This window comes from Lentilactobacillus sp. Marseille-Q4993, assembly GCF_951230165.1.
GTDB lineage: Bacteria > Bacillota > Bacilli > Lactobacillales > Lactobacillaceae > Lentilactobacillus.
Genome location: NZ_CATNVB010000007.1, coordinates 58509 through 79947, shown reverse-complemented (window position 1 = coordinate 79947; position 21439 = coordinate 58509). Strand labels below are relative to the sequence as shown.

Annotated in this window: 27 protein-coding genes and 1 riboswitch; of the genes, 12 read left to right on the top strand and 15 right to left on the bottom strand. The window is 40.9% G+C overall.

The features are described 5' to 3' along the window. Window positions 1-156: 156 nt before the first annotated feature. Together QOW94_RS04525 and QOW94_RS04520 are read right to left on the bottom strand one after the other, a co-directional pair. Window positions 157-642 carry a helix-turn-helix domain-containing protein gene (locus QOW94_RS04525; protein WP_283679027.1) on the bottom strand — a complete coding sequence of 162 codons (486 nt, stop codon included), beginning with the start codon at window positions 640-642 and terminating at the stop codon, window positions 157-159. Window positions 643-767: 125 nt separating this feature from the next. Next, window positions 768-1607: a DegV family protein gene (locus tag QOW94_RS04520; protein ID WP_283679021.1), complete on the bottom strand. Its 840-nt coding sequence runs from the start codon at window positions 1605-1607 to the stop codon at window positions 768-770. A 114-nt stretch (window positions 1608-1721) separates the two neighbouring features. Here QOW94_RS04520 and QOW94_RS04515 point away from each other — a divergent pair, with 114 nt between their 5' ends. Beyond that, window positions 1722-2042: a DUF7671 family protein gene (locus tag QOW94_RS04515; RefSeq protein WP_283679016.1), complete on the top strand. Its 321-nt coding sequence runs from the start codon at window positions 1722-1724 to the stop codon at window positions 2040-2042. 53 nt (window positions 2043-2095) lie between these two features. Here QOW94_RS04515 and QOW94_RS04510 read toward each other — a convergent pair whose 3' ends face one another. Next, the gene (locus QOW94_RS04510; RefSeq protein ID WP_283679015.1) at window positions 2096-2476 is read right to left on the bottom strand and encodes a glycine cleavage system H family protein; all 381 of its coding nucleotides are present in this window, start codon (window positions 2474-2476) and stop codon (window positions 2096-2098) included. A gap of 81 nt (window positions 2477-2557) precedes the next feature. Between QOW94_RS04510 and lplA the strand changes: the two genes are divergently transcribed. Together lplA and QOW94_RS04500 are read left to right on the top strand one after the other, a co-directional pair. After that, a complete protein-coding gene (lplA, locus tag QOW94_RS04505) occupies window positions 2558-3580 on the top strand; it encodes a lipoate--protein ligase (RefSeq protein WP_283679014.1) in 1023 nt (340 codons plus the stop codon). A 336-nt stretch (window positions 3581-3916) separates the two neighbouring features. After that, window positions 3917-4924, top strand: coding sequence for a ketopantoate reductase family protein (locus tag QOW94_RS04500; RefSeq protein ID WP_283679012.1), 1008 nt, complete (start codon window positions 3917-3919; stop codon window positions 4922-4924). Window positions 4925-5081: 157 nt separating this feature from the next. Here QOW94_RS04500 and QOW94_RS04495 read toward each other — a convergent pair whose 3' ends face one another. The 3 genes from QOW94_RS04495 to QOW94_RS04485 all read right to left on the bottom strand — a co-directional run bounded on the left by QOW94_RS04495 (window position 5082) and on the right by QOW94_RS04485 (window position 6706). Continuing rightward, complete coding sequence (locus tag QOW94_RS04495) at window positions 5082-5285, bottom strand: cold-shock protein (RefSeq protein ID WP_283679010.1); 204 nt, start codon at window positions 5283-5285, stop codon at window positions 5082-5084. A gap of 316 nt (window positions 5286-5601) precedes the next feature. After that, window positions 5602-6270: a YczE/YyaS/YitT family protein gene (locus QOW94_RS04490; RefSeq protein ID WP_283679009.1), complete on the bottom strand. Its 669-nt coding sequence runs from the start codon at window positions 6268-6270 to the stop codon at window positions 5602-5604. A gap of 19 nt (window positions 6271-6289) precedes the next feature. Further along, the gene (locus QOW94_RS04485) at window positions 6290-6706 is read right to left on the bottom strand and encodes an OsmC family protein (RefSeq protein ID WP_283679007.1); all 417 of its coding nucleotides are present in this window, start codon (window positions 6704-6706) and stop codon (window positions 6290-6292) included. A 96-nt stretch (window positions 6707-6802) separates the two neighbouring features. Here QOW94_RS04485 and QOW94_RS04480 point away from each other — a divergent pair, with 96 nt between their 5' ends. Next, window positions 6803-7498, top strand: a complete 696-nt coding sequence (locus QOW94_RS04480) for an NAD(P)H-dependent oxidoreductase (protein WP_283679005.1) — start codon at window positions 6803-6805, stop codon at window positions 7496-7498. Window positions 7499-7500: 2 nt separating this feature from the next. Next, a complete protein-coding gene (locus QOW94_RS04475; RefSeq protein WP_283679003.1) occupies window positions 7501-7683 on the top strand; it encodes a hypothetical protein in 183 nt (60 codons plus the stop codon). Here QOW94_RS04475 and thiD read toward each other — a convergent pair whose 3' ends face one another. Then, on the bottom strand, window positions 7684-8490 hold the full coding sequence (gene thiD / locus QOW94_RS04470; RefSeq protein ID WP_283679001.1) for a bifunctional hydroxymethylpyrimidine kinase/phosphomethylpyrimidine kinase: 807 nt from the start codon (window positions 8488-8490) through the stop codon (window positions 7684-7686). Between the two features lie 169 nt (window positions 8491-8659). On the opposite strand from thiD, the gene QOW94_RS04465 reads away from it, so the two are divergent. Continuing rightward, the gene (locus tag QOW94_RS04465; protein WP_283678999.1) at window positions 8660-8782 is read left to right on the top strand and encodes a hypothetical protein; all 123 of its coding nucleotides are present in this window, start codon (window positions 8660-8662) and stop codon (window positions 8780-8782) included. A gap of 153 nt (window positions 8783-8935) precedes the next feature. Then, a riboswitch (TPP riboswitch) is annotated at window positions 8936-9033 on the top strand. Window positions 9034-9096: 63 nt separating this feature from the next. Next, window positions 9097-10278 (top strand): putative hydroxymethylpyrimidine transporter CytX, encoded by a 1182-nt coding sequence (cytX, locus tag QOW94_RS04460; RefSeq protein ID WP_283678997.1) that lies wholly within the window; start codon window positions 9097-9099, stop codon window positions 10276-10278. Window positions 10279-10370: 92 nt separating this feature from the next. On the opposite strand, the gene QOW94_RS04455 is transcribed toward cytX, so the two are convergent. Then, a complete protein-coding gene (locus tag QOW94_RS04455) occupies window positions 10371-11039 on the bottom strand; it encodes a potassium channel family protein (RefSeq protein ID WP_283678995.1) in 669 nt (222 codons plus the stop codon). Window positions 11040-11050: 11 nt separating this feature from the next. Then, window positions 11051-12391, bottom strand: coding sequence for a TrkH family potassium uptake protein (locus QOW94_RS04450; RefSeq protein ID WP_502867238.1), 1341 nt, complete (start codon window positions 12389-12391; stop codon window positions 11051-11053). A gap of 151 nt (window positions 12392-12542) precedes the next feature. Here QOW94_RS04450 and codA point away from each other — a divergent pair, with 151 nt between their 5' ends. After that, window positions 12543-13784, top strand: a complete 1242-nt coding sequence (gene codA / locus QOW94_RS04445) for a cytosine deaminase (RefSeq protein ID WP_283678994.1) — start codon at window positions 12543-12545, stop codon at window positions 13782-13784. 619 nt (window positions 13785-14403) lie between these two features. Here codA and QOW94_RS04440 read toward each other — a convergent pair. Then, window positions 14404-15267 (bottom strand): fructosamine kinase family protein, encoded by an 864-nt coding sequence (locus QOW94_RS04440; protein ID WP_283678993.1) that lies wholly within the window; start codon window positions 15265-15267, stop codon window positions 14404-14406. A gap of 117 nt (window positions 15268-15384) precedes the next feature. Beyond that, on the bottom strand, window positions 15385-15816 hold the full coding sequence (locus tag QOW94_RS04435; RefSeq protein WP_283678991.1) for a hypothetical protein: 432 nt from the start codon (window positions 15814-15816) through the stop codon (window positions 15385-15387). A gap of 123 nt (window positions 15817-15939) precedes the next feature. Here QOW94_RS04435 and QOW94_RS04430 point away from each other — a divergent pair, with 123 nt between their 5' ends. After that, complete coding sequence (locus QOW94_RS04430; RefSeq protein WP_502867240.1) at window positions 15940-16839, top strand: ribonuclease H family protein; 900 nt, start codon at window positions 15940-15942, stop codon at window positions 16837-16839. A gap of 238 nt (window positions 16840-17077) precedes the next feature. Here QOW94_RS04430 and QOW94_RS04425 read toward each other — a convergent pair whose 3' ends face one another. After that, on the bottom strand, window positions 17078-17638 hold the full coding sequence (locus tag QOW94_RS04425; protein ID WP_283678989.1) for a DUF2179 domain-containing protein: 561 nt from the start codon (window positions 17636-17638) through the stop codon (window positions 17078-17080). A gap of 135 nt (window positions 17639-17773) precedes the next feature. Here QOW94_RS04425 and QOW94_RS04420 point away from each other — a divergent pair, with 135 nt between their 5' ends. Next, window positions 17774-18208, top strand: a complete 435-nt coding sequence (locus QOW94_RS04420; RefSeq protein WP_283678988.1) for a VOC family protein — start codon at window positions 17774-17776, stop codon at window positions 18206-18208. A gap of 118 nt (window positions 18209-18326) precedes the next feature. Further along, complete coding sequence (pgmB, locus tag QOW94_RS04415) at window positions 18327-18995, top strand: beta-phosphoglucomutase (RefSeq protein ID WP_283678986.1); 669 nt, start codon at window positions 18327-18329, stop codon at window positions 18993-18995. Here the strand turns inward: pgmB and QOW94_RS04410 are convergent. Next, window positions 18992-19351, bottom strand: coding sequence for a DUF488 domain-containing protein (locus tag QOW94_RS04410; RefSeq protein ID WP_283678984.1), 360 nt, complete (start codon window positions 19349-19351; stop codon window positions 18992-18994). The genes pgmB and QOW94_RS04410 overlap by 4 nt on opposite strands. Before the next feature lie 46 nt (window positions 19352-19397). Between QOW94_RS04410 and QOW94_RS04405 the strand changes: the two genes are divergently transcribed. Next, entirely contained in the window at window positions 19398-20015 is a 618-nt protein-coding gene (locus QOW94_RS04405) for a DNA-3-methyladenine glycosylase (protein WP_502867239.1), read from the top strand. Here the strand turns inward: QOW94_RS04405 and QOW94_RS04400 are convergent. Together QOW94_RS04400 and map are read right to left on the bottom strand one after the other, a co-directional pair. Further along, entirely contained in the window at window positions 20012-20512 is a 501-nt protein-coding gene (locus QOW94_RS04400) for a phosphatidylglycerophosphatase A family protein (protein ID WP_283678982.1), read from the bottom strand. The genes QOW94_RS04405 and QOW94_RS04400 overlap by 4 nt on opposite strands. Window positions 20513-20642: 130 nt before the next feature. Continuing rightward, entirely contained in the window at window positions 20643-21437 is a 795-nt protein-coding gene (map, locus tag QOW94_RS04395) for a type I methionyl aminopeptidase (RefSeq protein WP_283678980.1), read from the bottom strand. Window positions 21438-21439: the final 2 nt, after the last annotated feature.

The window sequence follows — 21439 nt, the reverse complement described above, 5'->3', positions numbered from 1 at the left end:
CCTCGAAGGTCATCAATCTTAAATCAGGTTAAAGCTGTGAAGATAACGAAGACCATTTTAAATTGGGGACTCTAGGTCCAAGGGAGCATGCTCGGTCTTAAAGTTCATCTTCAGTGTAACTAAAAAAATCTAGATAGAGGATGAAGTTAATCATCTCTATCTAGATCTAATCTTAGATTGTTTAGTGTGATAAAGTTCTTCTTTTAGATTTAAAATTTCTTCTTCATATTTATCTTTTTCTGAGAGGCCCAGTTTTGGCCGTCTAACAGTTTTTTTCTTTTTCATTGGCTGTCTTCCTTTGGTTTTGGATCTTAATCCACCAATGCCATCTTGATTGAACCGGCGGTTCCAATCAAACACTTGAGAAGGACTGATATTAAAGTGTGTGGCAACATCGATAAAACTTAATCCATTTGCTTTGTAATAGTCTACCACGGTCAGTTTAAATTCAGGAGAATATGTTTTATGTCTATCATTATATCGAAGAGCTTCTAATCCATTTGCTTTTGCCATACTTACCCATTCATGAATTTGCCGGGTTGAGGAAATTTGATACTTTTCCTTTAGATCATTGTATGAATAAACACCTTGTAAATAATCCTTGACTACCCTTATCTTTAATTTTTCTGAATATTTCGTCATAAAAAGTGCCCCATAATTGTTAGATTTGTCTAACAATTATGGGGCACTTCAATTTATCGCTACTTTTTTTCGATTTACCTAGTTATGTCCCAACCACGTCGTCCCACCCCCGCTCCCACCTTTTTCTAACCAGTTAGGTAAGTGATTCCAGTTGACTCGGGGCCAATGTAACTAGTTAATTCTGGTTTGGTTTGATCAATTGAAACGGGGACAAATGGAAATTCACGCTGAATAATTTCCTTGAGCTTTTTGGCTAGGGAAGGTTCACCAGAGTGGATGACAGTTAGCTTGACGATTTTTTCACGATGGAGGTTTTCAAGCTTTTCAACCCAAAAATTACTGATAACGTCTGATTGACGACTTCTTTCGATAAGGTTTACGCAGTTGTTTTCAAATTGGAGAACGTAGCTAGTTTTTAGCTTGTCCTCAATTGTACCAATGAATTTATTGATTATTCGATTACTGATAAGCTGACAATTATTAGTTACTGAGAAGAATGTCTTGGTGTGGTTCCTAGTGTTTTCTAGTTCAGTTAATATTTGGTTGGAGTCTGCTCCTTGCTTAGCCATTTGGGCGGCTTTAAGGACTTGAAACTCTAATCCAACGGCAGAGGCACAACTGTCGACCACTAAAACGTCCGTAGAGGCTTTAGCGGCAGCTTGTTTTGCATTATAATAGGTATTTGTAATCTGACTGCTTAAGTGCAGAGAGAGGACGATACTGCCGTCTGCTCCTAACTCGTTGTATAGGGACGTCAAACAGGATGGCGATACCTCGCCAATTTCAGGTTTTGAATCACATCTGGTCATAAGGTGGCAAAACTTAGCTGAGGTCATTTCCATGACTGAACCAATCTGTTTACCGTTGATTGATACTGGCAGATCAATACATTGTACGTTTAGGGCGTCTAATTGTTCATGAGGCAGTTGGACGGCCGAGTCAGTGACGATTTTAATTTTATCCATATTCCTCACTCCTTTGTTGCACCTATTCTATTATGGTTATCATTAGAAAATCTTAAACTTCACAAAATGTTCTATATTCTTCTTTAATTATTCAAACTAAGTTGGAGGGCCAAAATGAAGGGCAAATATGAAGTAAATCAGTATGTCGGAGTTCCAATTGTCGAGGACGGTTCGGGAAACTACCAAATCAAACTAGATGATGATGGTGATTTTAAGCTCCATAACTGGCGGACTGGTAAACATACCAAGGGAAAGTTTAAACGACCAGGACAGGTCTTTATTACCGAAAACAATCTGATGGTTGCGGTGGTTAGATATTATCCAGTACCGTTTAATAAACGTCATGGGTTTACACCACTCCAAAGATTTACCACTAGCTTTGTTAGTGATGAAGCGTTGAAAGTTGCTACCGCCAAACCAGATCCAGAAAACTAAAAAGAGCTAGTCAGCGGAATTAAAAATGGTTAATTCCAACTGCTAGCTCTTTTCTATGCTTGGACTTTTGCAATCCAGTTAATTTTTGGATCAGGATGATTTAATCGATCAACATCTGCTCCGAGTTCATGGTTAAGCTCAATTACCTTCCCGGCAATTGGGGACTTCAATGTTTCGACTGATTTATCCCCTTCAATATCTAGAAGGTCGTCATCTTCTGCCAGTTCCTTGTAGTTTGACGGAAAGTCAGCGAACGTAATTTTGCCAATTTGATCATAAACGGACGAATCAATTCCCAATAAGTAGGTGCCATCGGCTGCTTTCGCGTACCAAATGCCATTTTTCACCTCTGGGTTTTGATAGTCGGGTTGGGTAGAGTTACCTGAGCCAGAGAATAGACTCTTTAGCTTGCTCCAGAATGATTGTGTAGCCATTGTGTTTCCCCCTCACGCTTTTAACTCCATTATACCGTATAATGGGAGTTAGATATAAAAAGTAAGTAGGGGGCGGTTTAAATGTACTTAATCGATACGTCAAGAAATGGTCAACCGGTCTACGATGCAATTGTTAATCAGTCATTGGATAATTATTTTGTTAACGATAAAAAATTGCCGGGTCACGGATTTATGATGTATATTAATCAGCCATCGGTTATCATTGGAAAAAATCAAAATGCTTGGGCAGAGGTGGATATGGATTATCTCCACCAAAATGATATTCAACTTGTTCGCCGGACCTCCGGTGGTGGAGCTGTTTACCATGATCAGGGAAACCTAGTGTTTGAAAATATTTTGGTGGATGATGACAGTGAATTTGGGAATTATGAATATTTTGCCAAACCAGTTCTCGATGCCATCCAATCTCTGGGTGTTGATGTCAAGATGAAGGAAAACAGCAGTGACTTAATTTTTCAGGATAAGAAATTTTCTGGGATGACGATGTTTAAGAACGGGACTAGCTTAGCGGCTGGTGGGACAATTATGTATGATTTGAATATCGAAAATGCTAAGCATGTCTTGACTGAAGATCAAAGCGAAAAAGCGAAGGCTCTTGGAGTTAAGTCTCGGCGAAGCCCCATCATTAACTTGAAGGAGTATTTACCGGATAATATGAGTTTGTCAGAATTCTGGGATTACCTTCTCAAACGAATATTTAAGGTTGATTCCCTTGACGATATCGAAGTTTACCATATGACAGCTGAAGATTGGGCTGTAATAGATAAACGGATCGAGGAAACTTATGGTACTGATGAGTGGAATTACGGGAAGAATCCTGGTTACTATAATTACTTTGATCGTGATTTTGCGGCTGGGACAATTGGACTTAATTTTTCAATTATTGATGATAAAGTAGCCCATTTTAAACTTAATCCATTTTTCAATCTCGGTGGGGACCGAAAAGAATTAGAAAACGCGCTGGTAGATGAAAAGGTTAGTGAAAGAAAAATTAAAAAAGCAGTTAAAAAAGCTGGATTTGAAAACGTCGATAACGACGAGTTGTCAGCGTTTATCTTTGATTCTTTAACCAATGGCAAGTAAAAAAGAAAAATAATTATTAAATAGGTGTTGACATATTCTAATCATGCTCTCATAATACTCCCTATCAACATGAATCAAGGAATTTGAGATTTCTTCATAGAGAGCTGGAGTTGGTGAGAACCAGTGAGAAGTCACTTTGGATAGGGTTCATAATTTATACTAAGTTGGTGAGCCCTGGAGGTTAGCTAACTTCGGGAATGTCCGTTAAAACGTAATTGAGTGAGCACGCTAATGTGCTTATTAAGGTGGTACCGCGGCTCTTAAGTCGTCCTTTATTTAAAGGACGGCTTTTTTAATGGCATTTTTAATTTTAGACAGAGAAGGGAAGTAATTATTATGAAGTATACGGTATTAGGTGCAGGAGCAATGGGTTTACGCTATGGAGTATTGCTACAACAAGCGGGGTACGATGTGGACTTTGTTGATACATGGGAGCCCCAAGTAAATACAATTCGGGAGCAAAACGGAGTTTATGTTTCTCGAGATGGTCAGAACAAGCAGTTGGTACCAGTCAATATTTACTTTCCAGAGGAATATCAAGGTGACCCAGATGTGCTGATCGTGTTTACTAAGCAGTATGGGTTAGCGGATATGTTGGAACGCTGCTCGCGATTCTTTAATGATCGTCAGTATGTCGTGTCGTGTATGAATGGAATGGATCATATTGAAAAGTTGAATGAGTACTTTGCTAAGGAAAAAGTTCTGGGTGGAACGGCACTAATCGGAACTGTTTTAAACGGACCTGGTGATGTAGATTTCATTGGTAAAAAGGGTGCAGGTTCAATGAACATTGCGAATGAAACTGAAAAGCCTGACGAAATGACTCATAAGATCGTTGACGAATTTCAGTCAGCCAACTTAAACCCAAATCTCACCACTAATTTCTTGGGAACATTAATGGCAAAAGTCGTTTTTAATTCGGTTATTAACACTCTATGTACAATGTTTGAAATCAGAATGGGGGAGTACATCCAGTCACCAGTTGCTGAAAAACTAGGTCGTCAACTTGTGGATGAAGCGTTCGATGTCTGTGAACGAGCAGGGATCACATTGCTGAACACTAGGGATGAGGAAATGGAATCGATTCGGTTTGTTAGTGAAGTTGGTAATCCTCTTCACTTCCCATCAATGTATCAAGATATGTCAAAAAATCGACCAACTGAGGTTGATTACATCAATGGTTATATCTATGAATTAGGTACTAAATATAATTACGAAGCTAAGACCCACGATTTTTTGAGAAATTTGGTTCACTTAGCAGAATTCTCAAAACGGTTTGATGTTGAAGCCTTTGTTAACTCGGTCGTTGCTGATGATAAGCAAACAGTGGCGGAAAGTAATTAGGCGAGTAAATGGTTAGAAAAAAGTTCCACTGCAGATGCTATGAAATCTGTAGTGGAACTTTTCTGTTGATGCGATTATTCAAGAAATCTGTTTGGATCAGAATTTTGGGCACAAAAAAACCAGTGATTTCTCACTGGTTCCGTGAAGAAAGTTAAAATTAACCTTCAACAACGTTAACGTTAGCAGCTTGTGGTCCACGGTCGCTGTCTTCAACGTCAAGAGTAACTTTTTGGCCTTCGTCTAATGACTTGAAGCCGTCCTTTTGGATAGCTGAGAAGTGAACGAATACGTCACCATCGTCAGTAGTAATGAAGCCATAACCTTTATCAGCGTTGAACCATTTAACAGTACCTTGTTTCATAATATATGAAACCTCCTTGCGCATTGCGCGAAATAAAATTTTAATGCATCTAGTCGAACATAATTCAAGGAAGTTATTTCATAAAACTATAAAACAAGTACCTTTACCTTAAAACTCGAAACCTAAATCACATTGACTATAATATACCAATCGGACCGACTAATGTCAATTAATAACGACCATAAATAAATATTTATTTTGGTAATAGGGTTTACATATGGTTTTCTCAGCCAAATAGCCGATAAAAAGCTGACCAAGTAAAAAAGCAAGATCAGAAAACAGCTAAGTTTTCTGTCTCACTTTTGATAAAAATAATTTAAATCAAGTTGTAAATCTTCTGGTTCACTTTATCTGTCCAAAATTCAATTAGTGGACCGGTACAGAAGGCAACGATAAATGTTAAGATTCCGAATGGTCCGCCGACTAAGTAAGCGAGACCCATTACGATGATATCTTGAATGACTCTGACAACTCGGTAACGCAAGTGGGTCCAGCGAGAGATGATTGGTGCGACCCCATCATAAGGAGCAACCCCGACGTTAGCAGTCATGTACATTGAAGCGCCATAAGTGAAGATTATTAGTCCAATGACAGCGTTGATGATTTGAAGGGTTAGACTGTTCGCCGTTCCGAACAGGGATTGGCGAATTGCACTGAACCATTGAATTTCGTAACCAACCAAAACCATGTTGATAACGGTACCGATTCCGATCATATGCCGATCAGAAAACAGGACAAAGATGAAGATAACAAAATTGACCATCAGCTGAAAGTTTCCTAATCCCATGTGGAGTAGTGAACTCCCACCTAGGTTTGCGGAGGTGAATGGGTCCATTCCCATGTTGGCAGCCAGCATAAAGCTTTCTCCCATCGACAATACGAGGACTCCGACAAATGACATTAGTGTTTTATATAAAAGTGCGGTTAATTTGCTTCTTCCATTGGTGTTCATAGCGGTCAGCGCACTCTCCTTTTCGTTATTCAAATTTTCACTCTCTTCCTGGCTACTCGATTTCAATCGTCATTTCAAACGCATTTTCAAGTGTGTTATGAATAGTACAACGATGAATAGTTTCCTCTATAAATTTTTGTTGATCTGGTTTGTTCAGGTTAGTATCACAATCAATTTTGATCAGGGCGCTGACAATCTTAGACGATTTGTCTGGAAATCCCTGTGTCTCACCGGTAACATCGACTTCGAATTTTTGTAGTTCCATGTCTTTGGTATGACGAGCAACTGATTTAGCGCTTACAATTAAACATGCGCCAATTGAAGATAGAAGGTACTCGACTGGGGTTGGACCTTCATCTGTTCCGTGAAATTGCTTTGGTTCGTCGGCAGTAAAACTATGATCCCTAGCCGTATTTAAACTTTGGGCACCATCGGGTTTTAGCGACGAATGAGTGTTAACTGTTGCCATATTCGTTCCCCTTTTTTATAGTTACTATAGTAGTGAGTGTACACTATCTGACCACGAAATGTAAACAGTTTCATTACTAAACGAGAAGGTGAACCCTTGATAAAAACCGTCATATTAGTATCTCACCCCGAAATAAAAAATTCTGCACAACAGCAGTTTTTTAAAACGGTTGCACAAAATGTGACAAACGTTAGGCGTAAAGTTATCGACGACCTTTATGACTATAACAAATTAGATATAGTTACTGAGCAAGATGAACTTAAAAAAGCAGACAGAATAATTTTTCAATTCCCACTTTATTGGTATCAAGCTCCAGGAAGTTTATCCCGTTACATTACGGACGTAATTACTAGGAAGTTTGCAATATCCCAAGAACAATTGAAGGGAAAGGAGTTGGGCGTCGTTGTCAGTATCGGTGACGCTCTTTCTCAGTATCAGGCTGGTGGTAGCGAGCAATTTACGATTTCTGAATTGATGGCGCCATACCGGGCATTTGCTCACAAAGCTCAGATGAAGTTTTTGCCTGTGATGGTTGTTGATCAGTTTGCGTATATGGATGAAAATCAAAAAAGTGACTTGGTTGCCCAGTACTTAATGTATCTTGAGGCTAGAATGCCCCTATCTTTAGAGAGTCGGACAGAATGGTTATTAGATAAACTGACGACAATCGGTTCTGAATCTGCTGACAATAAAAAGGCCACCGATTTGATTGCTAGCGTACTTGAAACTAGGCGAGACCAAATCGATGACCTAAAGGAAAATATTAAGTTAATGAGGGACGAGGAGGAATAAGCATGGAAGATGAGAATCTAGCTTGGCTTTTATCTCAATTAAAAGAATTGGAATCCCAACAGGTCTCGTTTGTTAATAAATCTATTCTCCGTCAGGCTGGGAAGATTGCATCAGAACAGTCAAAACGGATTGAACAGGCTGAAGGAGAGCTTGATGGGCGAATGTGGAATCCTGGCAAGTGGTGATTAGTCCTTTGGAGCCCAGTGATTGATGGGGCCAAACTTGTGGCCAACCATAATCTCATTCTCAATGGCTGTATTGACGAATGACTTGGCAATTTTAATTGCCGATTTAACGTCGTTACCCTTAGCTAGTTCGGCAGCGATACATGCTGATAGACTGTCACCAGTACCGTTAACCCTTGATGTATCATGGTATGGTTCTTCAAGGAAGAATCCCTCACCATCTTCAAGTAAAATGTAATCAACGGAAGTAGTCTGGTTTTCTTGCCGTTGGGGTCCTTTAACCACGACGTTTTTGGCGCCAAGTGAGACGAGCTTTTTAGCTGCGGTGACCATATCATCGCGGCCATCAATATCCATTTCAGCCAGTTTCTGAGCCTCAAAAAAGTTTGGGGTAATTACGGTTGCTAATGGGATCAATTCGTCTCTGAGCGTCTGGTAGGCACTTTGTTCGAGTAATACGTTACCGTGCTTGGTGGTGATAACGGGATCCACGACTAGCGGCCCAAAATCATATTGCTTGTAGTTTTTAACCACGGTGTGAATTAACTCAGAATCAGAGAGCATTCCCGTTTTACTTGCCCTAATCTGATAGTCGTCGGCGAGGGCTTTGAACTCGGTATCTATGAATGATGTAGGTAGGTTAACGGCGTCATGGATTCCGTAACTATTTCCTGCCACGCACGCGGTTAAAACTGATGCACCGTAGACCTTGCGTCTGAAGAATGTGTGCAGGTCTGCTTGCATACCAGCACTTCCGTCACTATCGGAACCTGCAATTGTTAGAGCTTGGGGAAATTCATTTGCCATTATAATCTTCACCTCATGAAATTTTAATTTTGACTCTAAGATACCATAGAATCGCTATTTTTTAGCAAATATTTTTTAATTTGATTTCTGACAATGATTTGTATTATAATAACAAAGTCTATTGGAATTTAGAAAATGTAAAAAGTTTTGTAAGGAGAGGTATTACACTATGCGTATTTGTCATCCAAACGGTGTCCAAGGCCGTCGTCCAATCAACAAGAAGAACGACCAAAAACGTAACAAGCAAATTGCTGATTTACAAAAATTCTTGAAGTCAAAGCCAGCTAAGTAATAGCTCTTTGGCCAGATTGTTTTTAGGCGTCCCTGTGAAGGGGCGCTTTTTGTTTGGAGATGGACAGAAAAATAGTGCTAGTCTTCAAAAAGTAAGCGAATTATTTACAATCAGCTTTAAATACCTTACAGTATAAAATATACAAACTAAATATTTCGACACTAGGGGCGCCCTCGGCTGAGATAGACTTCGTCTGGTCCCTTTGAACCTGTTAAGTTAAGACTTGCGAAGGAAAGTGCCCTGTAAAATTACGAACACCCTTTCATCAAGCTCGACTTAATGAGAGGGTGTTTTTGTGTCGTTTGGAGGAAATTATGCAAAAGTCTAAGTTGAGTGGCCTATTTTTACTCTGGCTTGGGGCGGCAATTTCAATTGCTGAGATTGTCACTGGAACATTAGTAGCCCCTCTGGGAGTTGGTAAGGGAATCACTGCAATTATTCTTGGTCACGTTATTGGTTGTTTCTTATTTCTATTTCCGGCCGGGTACTTGTCTGCAAAGCAAAATCAGACAGCGATTGCTGTCACTGAATCAGTGTTTGGTAAGTGGGGAGTCACTCTGTTTTCTGGGCTAAACGCGATTCAGTTATTAGGTTGGACTGCGGTGATGATTGTTAACGCCCAGCTAGCAATGAACGCTATTTCAAAGAAGGTGTTTAACTATCAGTCAGTTATCGTGATGTCGGTTATTGTTGCTGCTCTGATAGTTGTGTGGTTAATATTTGATCATGAGTGGTTGTTTAAGATAAATAATATTGTTGTGATCTTATTGGCGATTGGAATGCTGATCGTGGTTTGGGCGATTATCAATCATGGGGCTAGCCATACTAGCGTTAATCTGGGAAAGATGACGTTTGGTAGTGCGGTTGAACTTAACGTCACGATGGCTCTCTCGTGGTTGCCGTTGATTGGTGACTATACAAAGCAAAATGGTAATTCTGTAAAGATAAGTTTTGTCAGCGTGGTGGGTTACTTCTTAGGTAGTACCGCAATGTTTTTGATTGGGTTCTTTACCGTCATTGTGTCAGGCCAAACGGACTTTAATGCTGTATTAGCGGCGACGAATGTAGGGATGATTGCTCTGCTAGTTATTGTCTTTTCGACGGTTACCACAACGTTTATGGATGCATACTCGGCGGCCACCAATATCGATAACATTATCAAAAAGGGCCACGTCAATTTGATTGGAATTGGGGTGACCATAGTTGGTCTTGTGATAGCCCTTTTCGTTTCAATGGCATATTATCAAAATTTCTTGTATGCGATTGGGGCCGCCTTTACGCCACTATTTAGTATTTTGTTCGTAAGTATCTTGATTCTTCATAAAAAACTACCAGTATGGTTGAACTTTTGCTGGTGGGTGATTGGATTCTTCGGCTACACTTGGCTCCAACGATTTGATTTTGTTCTCGGAACAACGATTTTACTAGGTGTTATTTTGGCAGTTGCGGTGTGGTTGTCAGGTTTGGTAGTGGGAACAAAGAAGTTAGCTAGCTAGTTGACTGTGAAATAGAAAGTATCAAAAAAAGCAGGGAGTGGAACAGAAGGCATCTTCGGATGCTTCCAGTTATACTTCCTGCCTTTTTATTGTTATTCCTTTGTTGCCAACTTTTCAAATGCCTGGACGTCCTCCTCATTACCAATAATCGTAATGATATCGTTGTCGTGCAATACCGTATCGTTTTTCGCTACAAACGTATCACTATTGTCAGCTCTCGAAACGGCAATTAGCGTTACCCCGTACTTATTGGTTACATCCAGCTCACTCAACGATTTTTCGGCAATATCATCATTCGTCAGTTTTAATTCAGCAACTGACAATGTTCCAGATAGCTTTAAATCACCGATAATCTTTGGATCCATGGTGTGGAGAGCGATTCTTCGGGCCATATCTCGTTCTGGTTGGATGACCTCATCCGCACCAAGTCGCTTGAGAACTTTAGCGTGCCGAGGATTTTCTGCCTTACAGATCACTTTTTTTACGCCAAGCTCCTTACAAATCATCGTTGCCATCACGCTGGCTTCAATATCGGTTGCGATTGCGATAAAGACATTATCAAAGCTACCGATGTCGAGCTGGCGAAGGGCAGTTTCGTTTTGGGCATCCGCCACAACCGCTTGGGTTGCAATGTCCCGACACTGCTCAACGGCTGATTCTTTCTCGTCGATTGCCAAGACATCCTGGCCGTGGTCGATAAGGGTCGTTAAGACGTTACTACCGAACCGGCCAAGGCCAATCACTGCATAATTCTTTTTCATTATTAAATCACCTAACCAATCATTACGTTTTCTTCTGGGTATCTAAACTCATCGTCATTGTTAGTTGAATTCAAAACTGAGTACATAACGGTAAAGATACCAACTCTGCCCATGAACATTAAAACACAGAATATTAGTTTGCCAATTACCGTGAGCTTTGGAATCAATCCAAGGGACAATCCGGTCGTTCCGAATGCGGAGACAACGTCGAAAAATACGTATTCCAGTCCCATATGCCGCGGTACCGATTCGGTAATGAGTAACGCTAAACAGGCAATTACCAATACCACGGTAACCAGAAATCCAAGGGTCAGCGAACGATTGACGTTATCATCTGAGAATCGGCGGCCCATGAAGGTTGCGTCTCGGTGACCACGCAGAATGGACCACACCTTGATCAACAGAATGCCGACAGTAGTTGTTTTAACCCCACCAGCAGTTGAACCAGGAGTTCCCCCGATGAACATTAAGACAACGGTAAATAGGACTCCGGCATCAGAAAATGAATGGTAATCAAAGATATAAAAGCCGGCGGTTCTTGGTGTGACCGAGATAAAGTAGGTGTCGACGATCCGCTGAAAGGTTGTCAAACCGTGCTGGTCAGCAAAGTTTCGTTCGGTTATTAAATAGACGAAGAAACTAATGACTACTAAACCAAGATAGGTGGTTAACGCTAGTTTGGTATGCAATGACAGTCGGTGGTCCTCCTTGTAAAAGAGAATATCCTTCCAAACGATAAAGCCAAGGGAGCCAGCAATGATTAGTAGTGACAACACAATCAGTATGTAGGGATCCGTGGCAAACCTAGTCAGTGAATCATCGTAGAGGTCAAAACCAGCATTACAGAAGGCGCTAATGGAGTGAAAAATACTGAATCCTAATCCCTTCCAAAAACCGTAGCGGGGGTAAAAATCAACGAAAAGTAAGACGGTTCCAAGGGCTTGAATAGCCATTGAAAAGACAACGACTAGTCTAACGATGCCGTAAATATTTGCGGCTGACTGTAGGTTCAGTGATTGCTGAGTCAACAGGGATGTCTTTAAATCAACTTTGCGTCGCAAAAAGATAAACAGGAGAACGGCAAAGGTCATGAAACCCAGTCCCCCAATTTCGACTAGGGATAGGATGACGATTTTACCGAACAAGCTCCAATGAAGGGCAGTGTTAACAACGGTCATTCCCGTGATACAGGTGGCTGAGGTGGCAGTGAAGAATGAGTCTAGGTAGTTGGTAGCGTGCCCTGATTTAGCAGCGACAGGGAGGCTGAGTAGTAATGTACCGATTAAAATAATGACGATAAAACCGAGAGTAAGAATGCGGGGTAGTTCAAGCCGCTTATCGGAATTGATCAAGGGTAAAGCCTCCTTTAGTTTGATGATATATGTAATTTGTTTTATTAACCACAACTACCTACTATTATTACACTCTGCCCAAATATCTCCAACGGAAATAGCGTTTTGAGATATAATTATCATGAATACATTTGAGAGGATACCAACTACTATGTTAATTAAAAATGTCCATATTCAAAACGAAAGTGAAACAAAAGACGTCAAAATCGAAGATGGTAAGTTCGTCAAAATTGCCCCAACAATTGAGGCAAGTGAAAACGAACAGGTGATTGACGCCACCGATAAATTACTATTGCCACCATTCGTTGACCCACATGTTCATTTGGATGCCACAATGACGGCTGGCGACCCCGAATGGAATCAAACCGGTACGTTATTTGACGGCATAAGGATTTGGAGTGAACGAAAAAAGACGCTCACCATTGATGACGTAAAGACGCGGGCAAAGCAAGCAATCAAGACGCAAGTTGCTAACGGAATTCAGTTTGTTAGAAGTCACGTTGATGTTACTGATCCTAACCTAACTGCTTTGAAGGCTTTGATTGAAGTCCGTGAAGAGGTTAAAGATCAAGTTGAGCTTCAGCTGGTTGCCTTTCCCCAGGAAGGAATTTTGTCGTTTCCTAATGGTAAGGAGTTGATGACTGAAGCAGCTGACCTTGGCGTTGACGCGATTGGGGGGATTCCTCACTTTGAGTTTACCCGCGAGTATGCCGTTGAATCATTGAATTTCTTAGTTAAACTCGCTCAACAAAAGAACAAATTAGTCGATGTTCACTGTGATGAAATTGATGATCCTCAGTCACGAAGCTTGGAGACCCTTGCAACTCTGGCGTTAGAAACTGGGATGGGTGATAAAGTTACTGCTAGTCATACCACTGCAATGGGATCATACAACGATGCCTACACATACAAGTTATTTAGATTGTTGAAAATGTCCCATATTAATTTCATCGCTAATCCATTGGTTAACACTAATCTTGGTGGCCGATTTGATACCTACCCTAAACGCCGAGGAATGACCCGCGTTAAGGAATTAAAGGAAGCCGGTATCAATGTTGCGTTTGGTGAGGATGATATCAAGGATCCTTGGTACCCAATGGGAAATGGTAACATGCTTGATGCCCTTCACATGGGACTTCACGTTGGCCACCTAATGGGTTATGACGACATCATGAACTCATACCAATTAGTTACGACTAACGGGGCTGGGGCAATGCATGTGAGCGACCATTACGGAATTGAAGAGGGCAAACCCGCTAACTGTATCATTATGAACAATGATAATTTCTATAATGCGCTTAATGAGCGGTCAGAAATTCTGTATTCGATTCATAATGGTGAGGTGTTGGTCGAAACAACGCCTAAAAAAGTAACTAATAACTTTAAAGGTTAGATAAATGGTTCTTCGGCAACTGTTGTTGGCCAATTATTTTTGGAAGTTCTAATCACTTTACGATTGGGACTTCTTTTTTTGTGAAAGCATTCCGAAACATATATGAATATAATTATTTTTTTGAAAAGTTATGATAGACTCAGTTTTGTGTATGCATAAAATTATGATTGGAGAACTACACACGATTATGATTCTACTTTATATTATCATTGCTCTCCTGGCTGCACTGGCGGGGGCTTTGGCTCAGGCAGGATTCAAGTGGCATCAACTAACAATGAAAAAATATTATCGATTTTTAGTATTAACAAGCATTATTTGTATCGTCATGTATTTGATTAATCTGCAAGTCTTTTAAGTGTTACTTAAGTACATATAAATTATAGAAAAAATAAGGGAGTGGGAGTGGGTCAGAAAGCATACGAAGATGCTTTCGTCGTCCCACCCCCGCAAAACCAACAGTAACTGAGATTCATGAATAATGGGTCTCAGTCCTGATGGTTACTGCGTGTGGCAAGTATTTGGATAAAAGCAAAAATGCCACGATGATTTTAATGAAAATTATCGTGGCATTTTTTCAATGTGTTCAGTTACGTCCCAGCCTCCCGCTCCTTTTCGTCATTTATTTATTACCATTAGCAATTACTTCGTTGATTGCTCCCATTGCTCCACTATAATACATTGAACCAAATTTCATCAGGTGAAGCATCAAGTAATACATGCGGTAGAATACAATTCGTTCGTTTGCTCCTGGATCCAGCGGGTAAGCTGCGTTGTACGCGGCGTAAAAGTCCGGCTCAAAGCCACCAAATACGGTTGTCACTCCTAAGTCAAATTCACGGTCGCCGTAGAATGCTGACGGATCGATCAATGCTGGTTTTCCTTCATCGGTGAACATATAATTGCCACCCCATAAATCACCATGCAAAAGTGATGGGACACTTTCATGATTTGCTAAAGTTGCAAGGATGATTTCACGAGCCCGCTCATACTTTTTAACGTCTGCTTCCTGCCAAAGTCCTTTTTTGACGATGGTATTCTTCAGGAGGTCAAGTCGGCGATTCACAAAAAGTTCACTCCACGAATCAACCCATGAATTATCAAACGTGAGATCATTGCCAATTGACGGGTAGTCAAAGCCAAATTTTCCGTTCTTACTTTGGTATTTATGTAGTTTTGCTACCAAGTCACCGAGATTAGTCTGGCTCCCACGACCGGCCTCAAGATACGTAATCAGGAGATAAGCATCACCGTTGATTTGACCATTATCTAAAACTCGTGGGGCAAAGATGCCAGCCTTTTCAAACTCTTTCAAACCGGCAATTTCACCAATGTAGAAATCGGCCTCTCGGTCTGGTTGTGTCAATAGAAATAGAGTGTCATCTGTGGTTGTGATTCGGTAGGCGTTATTAACGTCGCCACCACCAACTGGCGTTACTTGGGTAATATTATTTACTGGTAGTTGATCAAGCCAATCTTTATCCATAAAAGTCACCTCTTAATTTCATTGTAGGAGAGTTGAGGGCGAATTTCAAAAACTGGGTGCAGATAAAAAGAAACAAGAGCTCAGCTGACGGAGTCTTGTTTTCTTGGATGAAACTATTTATTTACTCTCTGCTTTTTCTTTTGCGGCTTTACGCTTGCGAGACCGTTCCCTGAGGATATCTTTAAGTCCGTTAATGTCCTCTTCGTGCTTTGCTTTCCACTGCTTATAGGAAGAACTGGAGTCGGTGTCTCCCGGTTTTAAGCCAGTATCAAGCCAGAATAGTGCCTCGGTCAAACTTGAAAAGTTATGCATCCAAAGAGTCTGACCGTTTTCAGAATCGAACGCAACGTACGAACGGGCATGCCGTTGCAAGAATGTGTGCTTTCTAATTTTGAAAGCCTCGCGCTTCCTAGTCAACCGATAGTCAGGTAGTATATACTTACCTTGACGTTTTAATTGGGGAAAGCGTTCGTTGATTTGATCTGAGCGGTCTTTAAGTAGTGCCTTTGCTTCTTCAACACTTATGAGTGTGGCGTCTATTTGGGTCATGTCGGTTTGCCCCCTTTATTAACATTTTCGCATAGTTTAATCTAATTGAAAAGTAGATGTAAATATTATAATTGATTTTTTTAAAAAATATGGTAGGAAACTACTGAGTAGCAGGTGATATTCATTAAATATTATGCAATAAAGGAAGGTATTAAACCAGGAATTTATACCTCGTGGGATGAAGCTAAAAAGCAAGTCAATGGTTATTCTGGCGCGGTTTATAGGAGCTTCAAAACTGAGGCTGAGGCCCGTGAGTTTATGGGTCATTCAGACAGTTCCAAACAATCTTCCAAAAAAATTGAAAAAAATCAGCCACTTTCTGAAATAATTGTTTACACAGATGGTGGATCACGAAATCATGGCAACGTTGCTGGTGGTCACGTGAAATCAAATGATAAGGCAGCGTGGGCATATTTGATTGTGATGCCTGATAAAAAGGTATCTAAATCGGGCGGTGAGTACGGGGCAACTAATAACCGAATGGAAATCATGGCACTGATCAAAGCCTTACAATATTTGGATGAAAACGGTAAAAATCATGATGATATTTACATTGTTTCTGATTCCAAGTACGTTCTTGATGCAATCCAGAAGGGATGGCTGCGTGGTTGGAAGATGAAGGGATTCACTCGTGGTAAAAACGAACCCCTTAAGAACCGCGAGTTGTGGATAGAGGTTGATCGACTCCTTGGTGAGTTTTCATCGTTACATTATAGTTGGACAAAGGGTCATGCTAGTAATGAAGGCAACGTCTTTGTTGATGAACTGCTTAACAAGCAGATGAACAAGATGAAGGGCAAGAAGGGGCAAACTTCAAAGGTTGAAACCTCATTTGATGAAAATGAAATAACCAAGCCGAAGCCCAAACCAAAAGCTAGACCGAAAGTGACACAATCAAAGAAACCGGTTCAGTCGCAACAGCCTAAAAAGTTGAATGCAAATAACAGTCCTAAGGTGCGACAGTCGGTGGATGCCATTAAGGAAAACCTACGGAAGATGGGGCTATTGGATGACGGTGAGTAGGGAGCGGTACAAGGAGCACTACAGAAATCTTTGATTTCGTCTTAGTGCCCCCGCACAACCAACAGTAACTGAGGGCCATTAATAATGGTCCTCAGTTACTGTTGGTTACAGCGTGTAGCAAATATTGGGATGAAAGCAAAGCGCAGTGATAATTTCAGAAAATGAAATTACCGCCGCGTTTTTTCAGTTATCAATAATGTTCTCGTTATCCCGTGGTAATCCTGGATGGCCTCACTAATTACCTTTTATTTGCACTATGATACCTACGATCAACTTCCTTACTCCAGAATCCACCTGAAAGCTGAACTGGTTCCTGCACCATCACAAACGCGTCTGGTGATAGGTTTTTGATTTGTTCCATCAGGCGACGGTCAGCCTTTCTTGGAGCCAAGATACTCAATACTAACCGGGCACCTGCACGGCCTTCAGCTCGACTGACGGTAACTCCATATCCTAGTTCACGAAGTCGTTCTGGGAGTTCTTCGTTATGTTCGTGAATTGGGTTGGTTGGATCAATTTGAACGGTAACTTGAAAGTTTACGTAACCTAAAGCAATTTTATCCTCAATGACAATCCCGGCGTAAATTCCGACCCCAAAACCAATTGCATATGCCGCTATGTTAAGCGGACTATCAATGTGTTGTAGGGCGATAGCTAAGGCCATAACGTAAATAAACTCTTCGACAACTGCGACTAACGGGGCAAGAAATTGGTGTCCCTTTACGACCAACATAGTTCTAAAAGTATTGATGGAAATGTAGAGCGCGTTTAAGACAAAAATAGTAATGGCTAATTGCATGTGAATCCTCCTAGAAATTTATATTGTGAATCATAGACGTTGATATAATAGCAACAATCACAAGCGCAATTGACAGGAAGCGTTTTAAAAGGTATTCTATCATTTGTAAAAATGAAAGTAAGGATTGCTGCCTTAATGAATACAGAATTAGTTCCATACTTAACATTTGAAAATACAAAGTCAGCATTGGAATACTATGAGCGCGTATTTGGTGCGGATAGTATTAGTCGAGAGTCACCAACTGCTAAACAAGCAGCTGATATGGCTCTCAACGCTGATGTCGATCTTGACGAACTAACCCTCCAAGGATCATTCAAGATTTTAGGGAAGGAATTCATGTGCGCCGATAGTTTTCTCGGTAAGCCTGTGATTTCTTCACTGATTTCATTGATGTTCAGAGTTGATATGAGCTCTGATGAAGCTAGTGACCTTGAAAGTTTGTATAAACGGGTTGTTGGTTCGGAAGAAGTCAAAGTAATCGTTTCTTACGAAAAGAAATCAAGTGGTAATAAGTACGGTCAGATTGTTGATAAGTACGGAATTACTTGGATCTTCAATGCTGTTAAGTAACATTGTTGCCATGGGAGTTGGGCGTTGCTCAGCTCTTTTTTTATTGGCTAAACCTTATCATTCCAGTCAAAAACCAAATTCATGATATTATTAGTTTAAAAGCTTTAGGGGGGATATTATGAACTCATTTTCTAAAATTAAGGGCTGGTGTTTTGATCTTCACGGCGTAATTGCTGATTCTTGGCTGTATCATGAGATGGCATGGCACCAAATTGCCGATAAGGTAGGGGTGACATGGACTGCCGATTTAGCTGAACAGCTTAAAGGGCGGGACCGGATGGATTCTCTGACTACCATTTTGGCATCTGGCCAAGCCGAAAATCAATTTTCCGATTCAGAGAAGCAACAGCTAGCTAACGAAAAGAATGATTTATACCTTCAAATGCTTGAGCGAATGAATCCCAGCGATATATTACCGGGAGTGGCGGACTTTTTAGCAGATTTAAAACGAAATGAGTATAAGATGATCATTGCTTCTGCTAGCCAGAACGCTCCGTTGGAAATTAAAAAGCTCCAACTTGAGTCGTACTTTGACCAAATTGTTGATGTTACTAAGCTTAAGCACAATAAGCCGGCCCCAGATGTGTTTCAAAAAGCAGCTGAAATGCTTAACCTTGATGTTACTGAGTGCATTGGATTGGATGATGGCATCGTTGGGGTGCAGTCAATCAATGCAGCTGGGATGTACTCAGTTGGAGTCGGAGATGCCAAAGTTCTTCACGAAGCCAATCAGATTATTCCAAGCACGAGTGAATTGACTCTGGAGAGAATCAAAGAGCAGTTTTAAAGTCTGTTGTTAAGGTAATCCTTTAAAACGACTGCTTGATTATGAGTCTCATCTTTAGCTCCAAACAAAAGAATGACGTTTTGGGTTTTTAGTTGGTCAGTAACCAATTCGACGAATTTATCGGTTGCTTCATTCGCATCAAGTTCAGCCTTGTACTTATCTGTAAAATCGGGGAATTTTTCCGGTTCGTGGTTGAACCAAGACCGAAGTTCTTTCGATGGGGCGATTTCTTTTTCCCAGAGATCTAGTTTTGCATTAACCTTAGATATACCACGAGGCCACAGCCGATCTACTAAAATTCGGTATCCTGACATATCTTGGGGCTTTTGATAAATTCTCTCTAATTTTAATTCCATTGTTATTACCTCCAATTTTTGATGAAAGGGAGCTTTCCCATTGGTAATTCATAACTTTTATGATAGTTCTACAACGGATGACTTGGCAAAGCAAATGCTCGGAACATTGCTAACCTATGAGTCACCGAAAGGATTGGTTGGTGGTCGAATCGTTGAGGCTGAGGCATACATGGGAACGCCTGATTCTGCTGCCCACGCATTTGGTGGCAAGCGAACAGCTTCAAACGAGCCACTTTATGGTCCTCCAGGGACAGTATATATCTATTCTATTCATGGGCGTTACCTTCTGGACGTCGCTGCTCAAGCAAAGGATGAACCCCAGGGGATTTTGATTAGAGCTATTCAACCGACGATTGGCTACGAAATAATGCTTGAGAATAGAAAAAAGCCCGGAGCAAATCTCACCAACGGTCCTGGAAAGTTGATGGAAGCTCTCGGGATTTCGGATAAAAAAATGAACTTTGAGATAATTGGTGATGGTAAGCTGAAAATCGATTTGAATAATCGCCTTATTCCCCGGCGAATCAAAGCATCTAATCGAATTGGGGTTGAAAATCAGGGAGATTGGGCGACTAAACCACTTCGGTTTTACGTTGCCGGCAATCCTTATGTTTCAATGATTAAACGCTCGGAAGCAAATATTGATAACTTTGGTTGGCACTAATTATTTTCGTGGGCAACCTTAGCAGAGACGGCACTAACAATGGCACCGACAACATCGTCGATGAACGTGTTAGAAACGCCGTCTTTTTCTTCGTCTAATTTTTTGATAACGCCAGTTTTGTCACGATCAATGTAACCGTAGTTGGTGATACCAATCGTTCCATAAATGTTGGCAATATTAAGGGCAATTCCCTCATCAACACCGAAAACACCAGAGTCATTCATCACGATACTTTGAAGGGGCTCTTTTAACTTACCCTCAGTGGCGAGGCGGTCTAGCTCAAGACCGACCATGGCGTTGTTGAGTACTTCTCGTTTATGGAGGACATCGGTAGTGGCTTTACGAACTCGTTCCATTTGAAGGTTTGGAAAGAAAACTCGCTGAAGATCATAAGCCATACTAGATATCATTTCTGGTGTAATCCCTTTTGAATCAAGAGTTTTAATAACAAAATTGTATGCAGCAGTGTCTGGGTACTTAAAGTCTTTATTATTCATTGTGGTTCCTCCCTAGAAAAATATGTACCGGAAAGTAAGACCCTTCCGTTTAACACCCTAAATATAAGCATAGACCGAACGACTACTCTCAACAAGGAGAATAACGACCCGGTCTATTTCTTTTTGAAAATTATAGTTGGTACTTTTTATCGATTTCGTCTCCTTGAGAAGTCAAAATCTTAGGACCATCCTTGGTGATAGCGATGGTATGTTCGAATTGTGATGACAAACTACCATCAGATGATACGTAGTAAGTCCAGTCATCTTTTTTATCTAACCGGTCCTTGATTTCCCAAGTTCCAGTATTCACCATTGGTTCAATGGTAATTGTCATACCTTCCTTGAGACGAAGGCCGTGGCCAGCTTTACCATAGGCAGGAACACTTGGTTCTTCGTGCATGGTTGGTTGAATACCGTGACCGATAAGCTCACGAACGTCACCATAACCGTGTTCGTCTTCAACGTATTTTTGAATGGCGGCACCAATATCACCAATTCGGTTACCAATGACAGCTTGGTCAATTCCAAGGTATAGTGACTTCTTAGTGACATCAATCAGCTTTTGGGCTTCGTCACTAATTTTACCAACTGGGTATGTCCAGCAAGAGTCGCTTTCAAAACCGTCAAGATTTACGGTAAGGTCAACTTTGACGATGTCGCCTTCTTTGAGCTTAAGGCCCTTACGGGGAATTCCATGGGCAACTTCGTCATTGATCGAGACACAAGTGCCATATTTGTAGCCTTCAAAGCCAAGCTCTGATGGGGTAGCACCGTGGTCTGCGATGTACTTACGAGCAAAACTTTCGATTTCCCAAGTATCAAGTCCTGGTTTGATAATGTCGCGAAGGCCCTTGTGAACACCAGCAAGAACTGCGCCTGATTCAGCCATCTTTTCAATTTCACGTTCTGATTTTAAAGTTATCAATT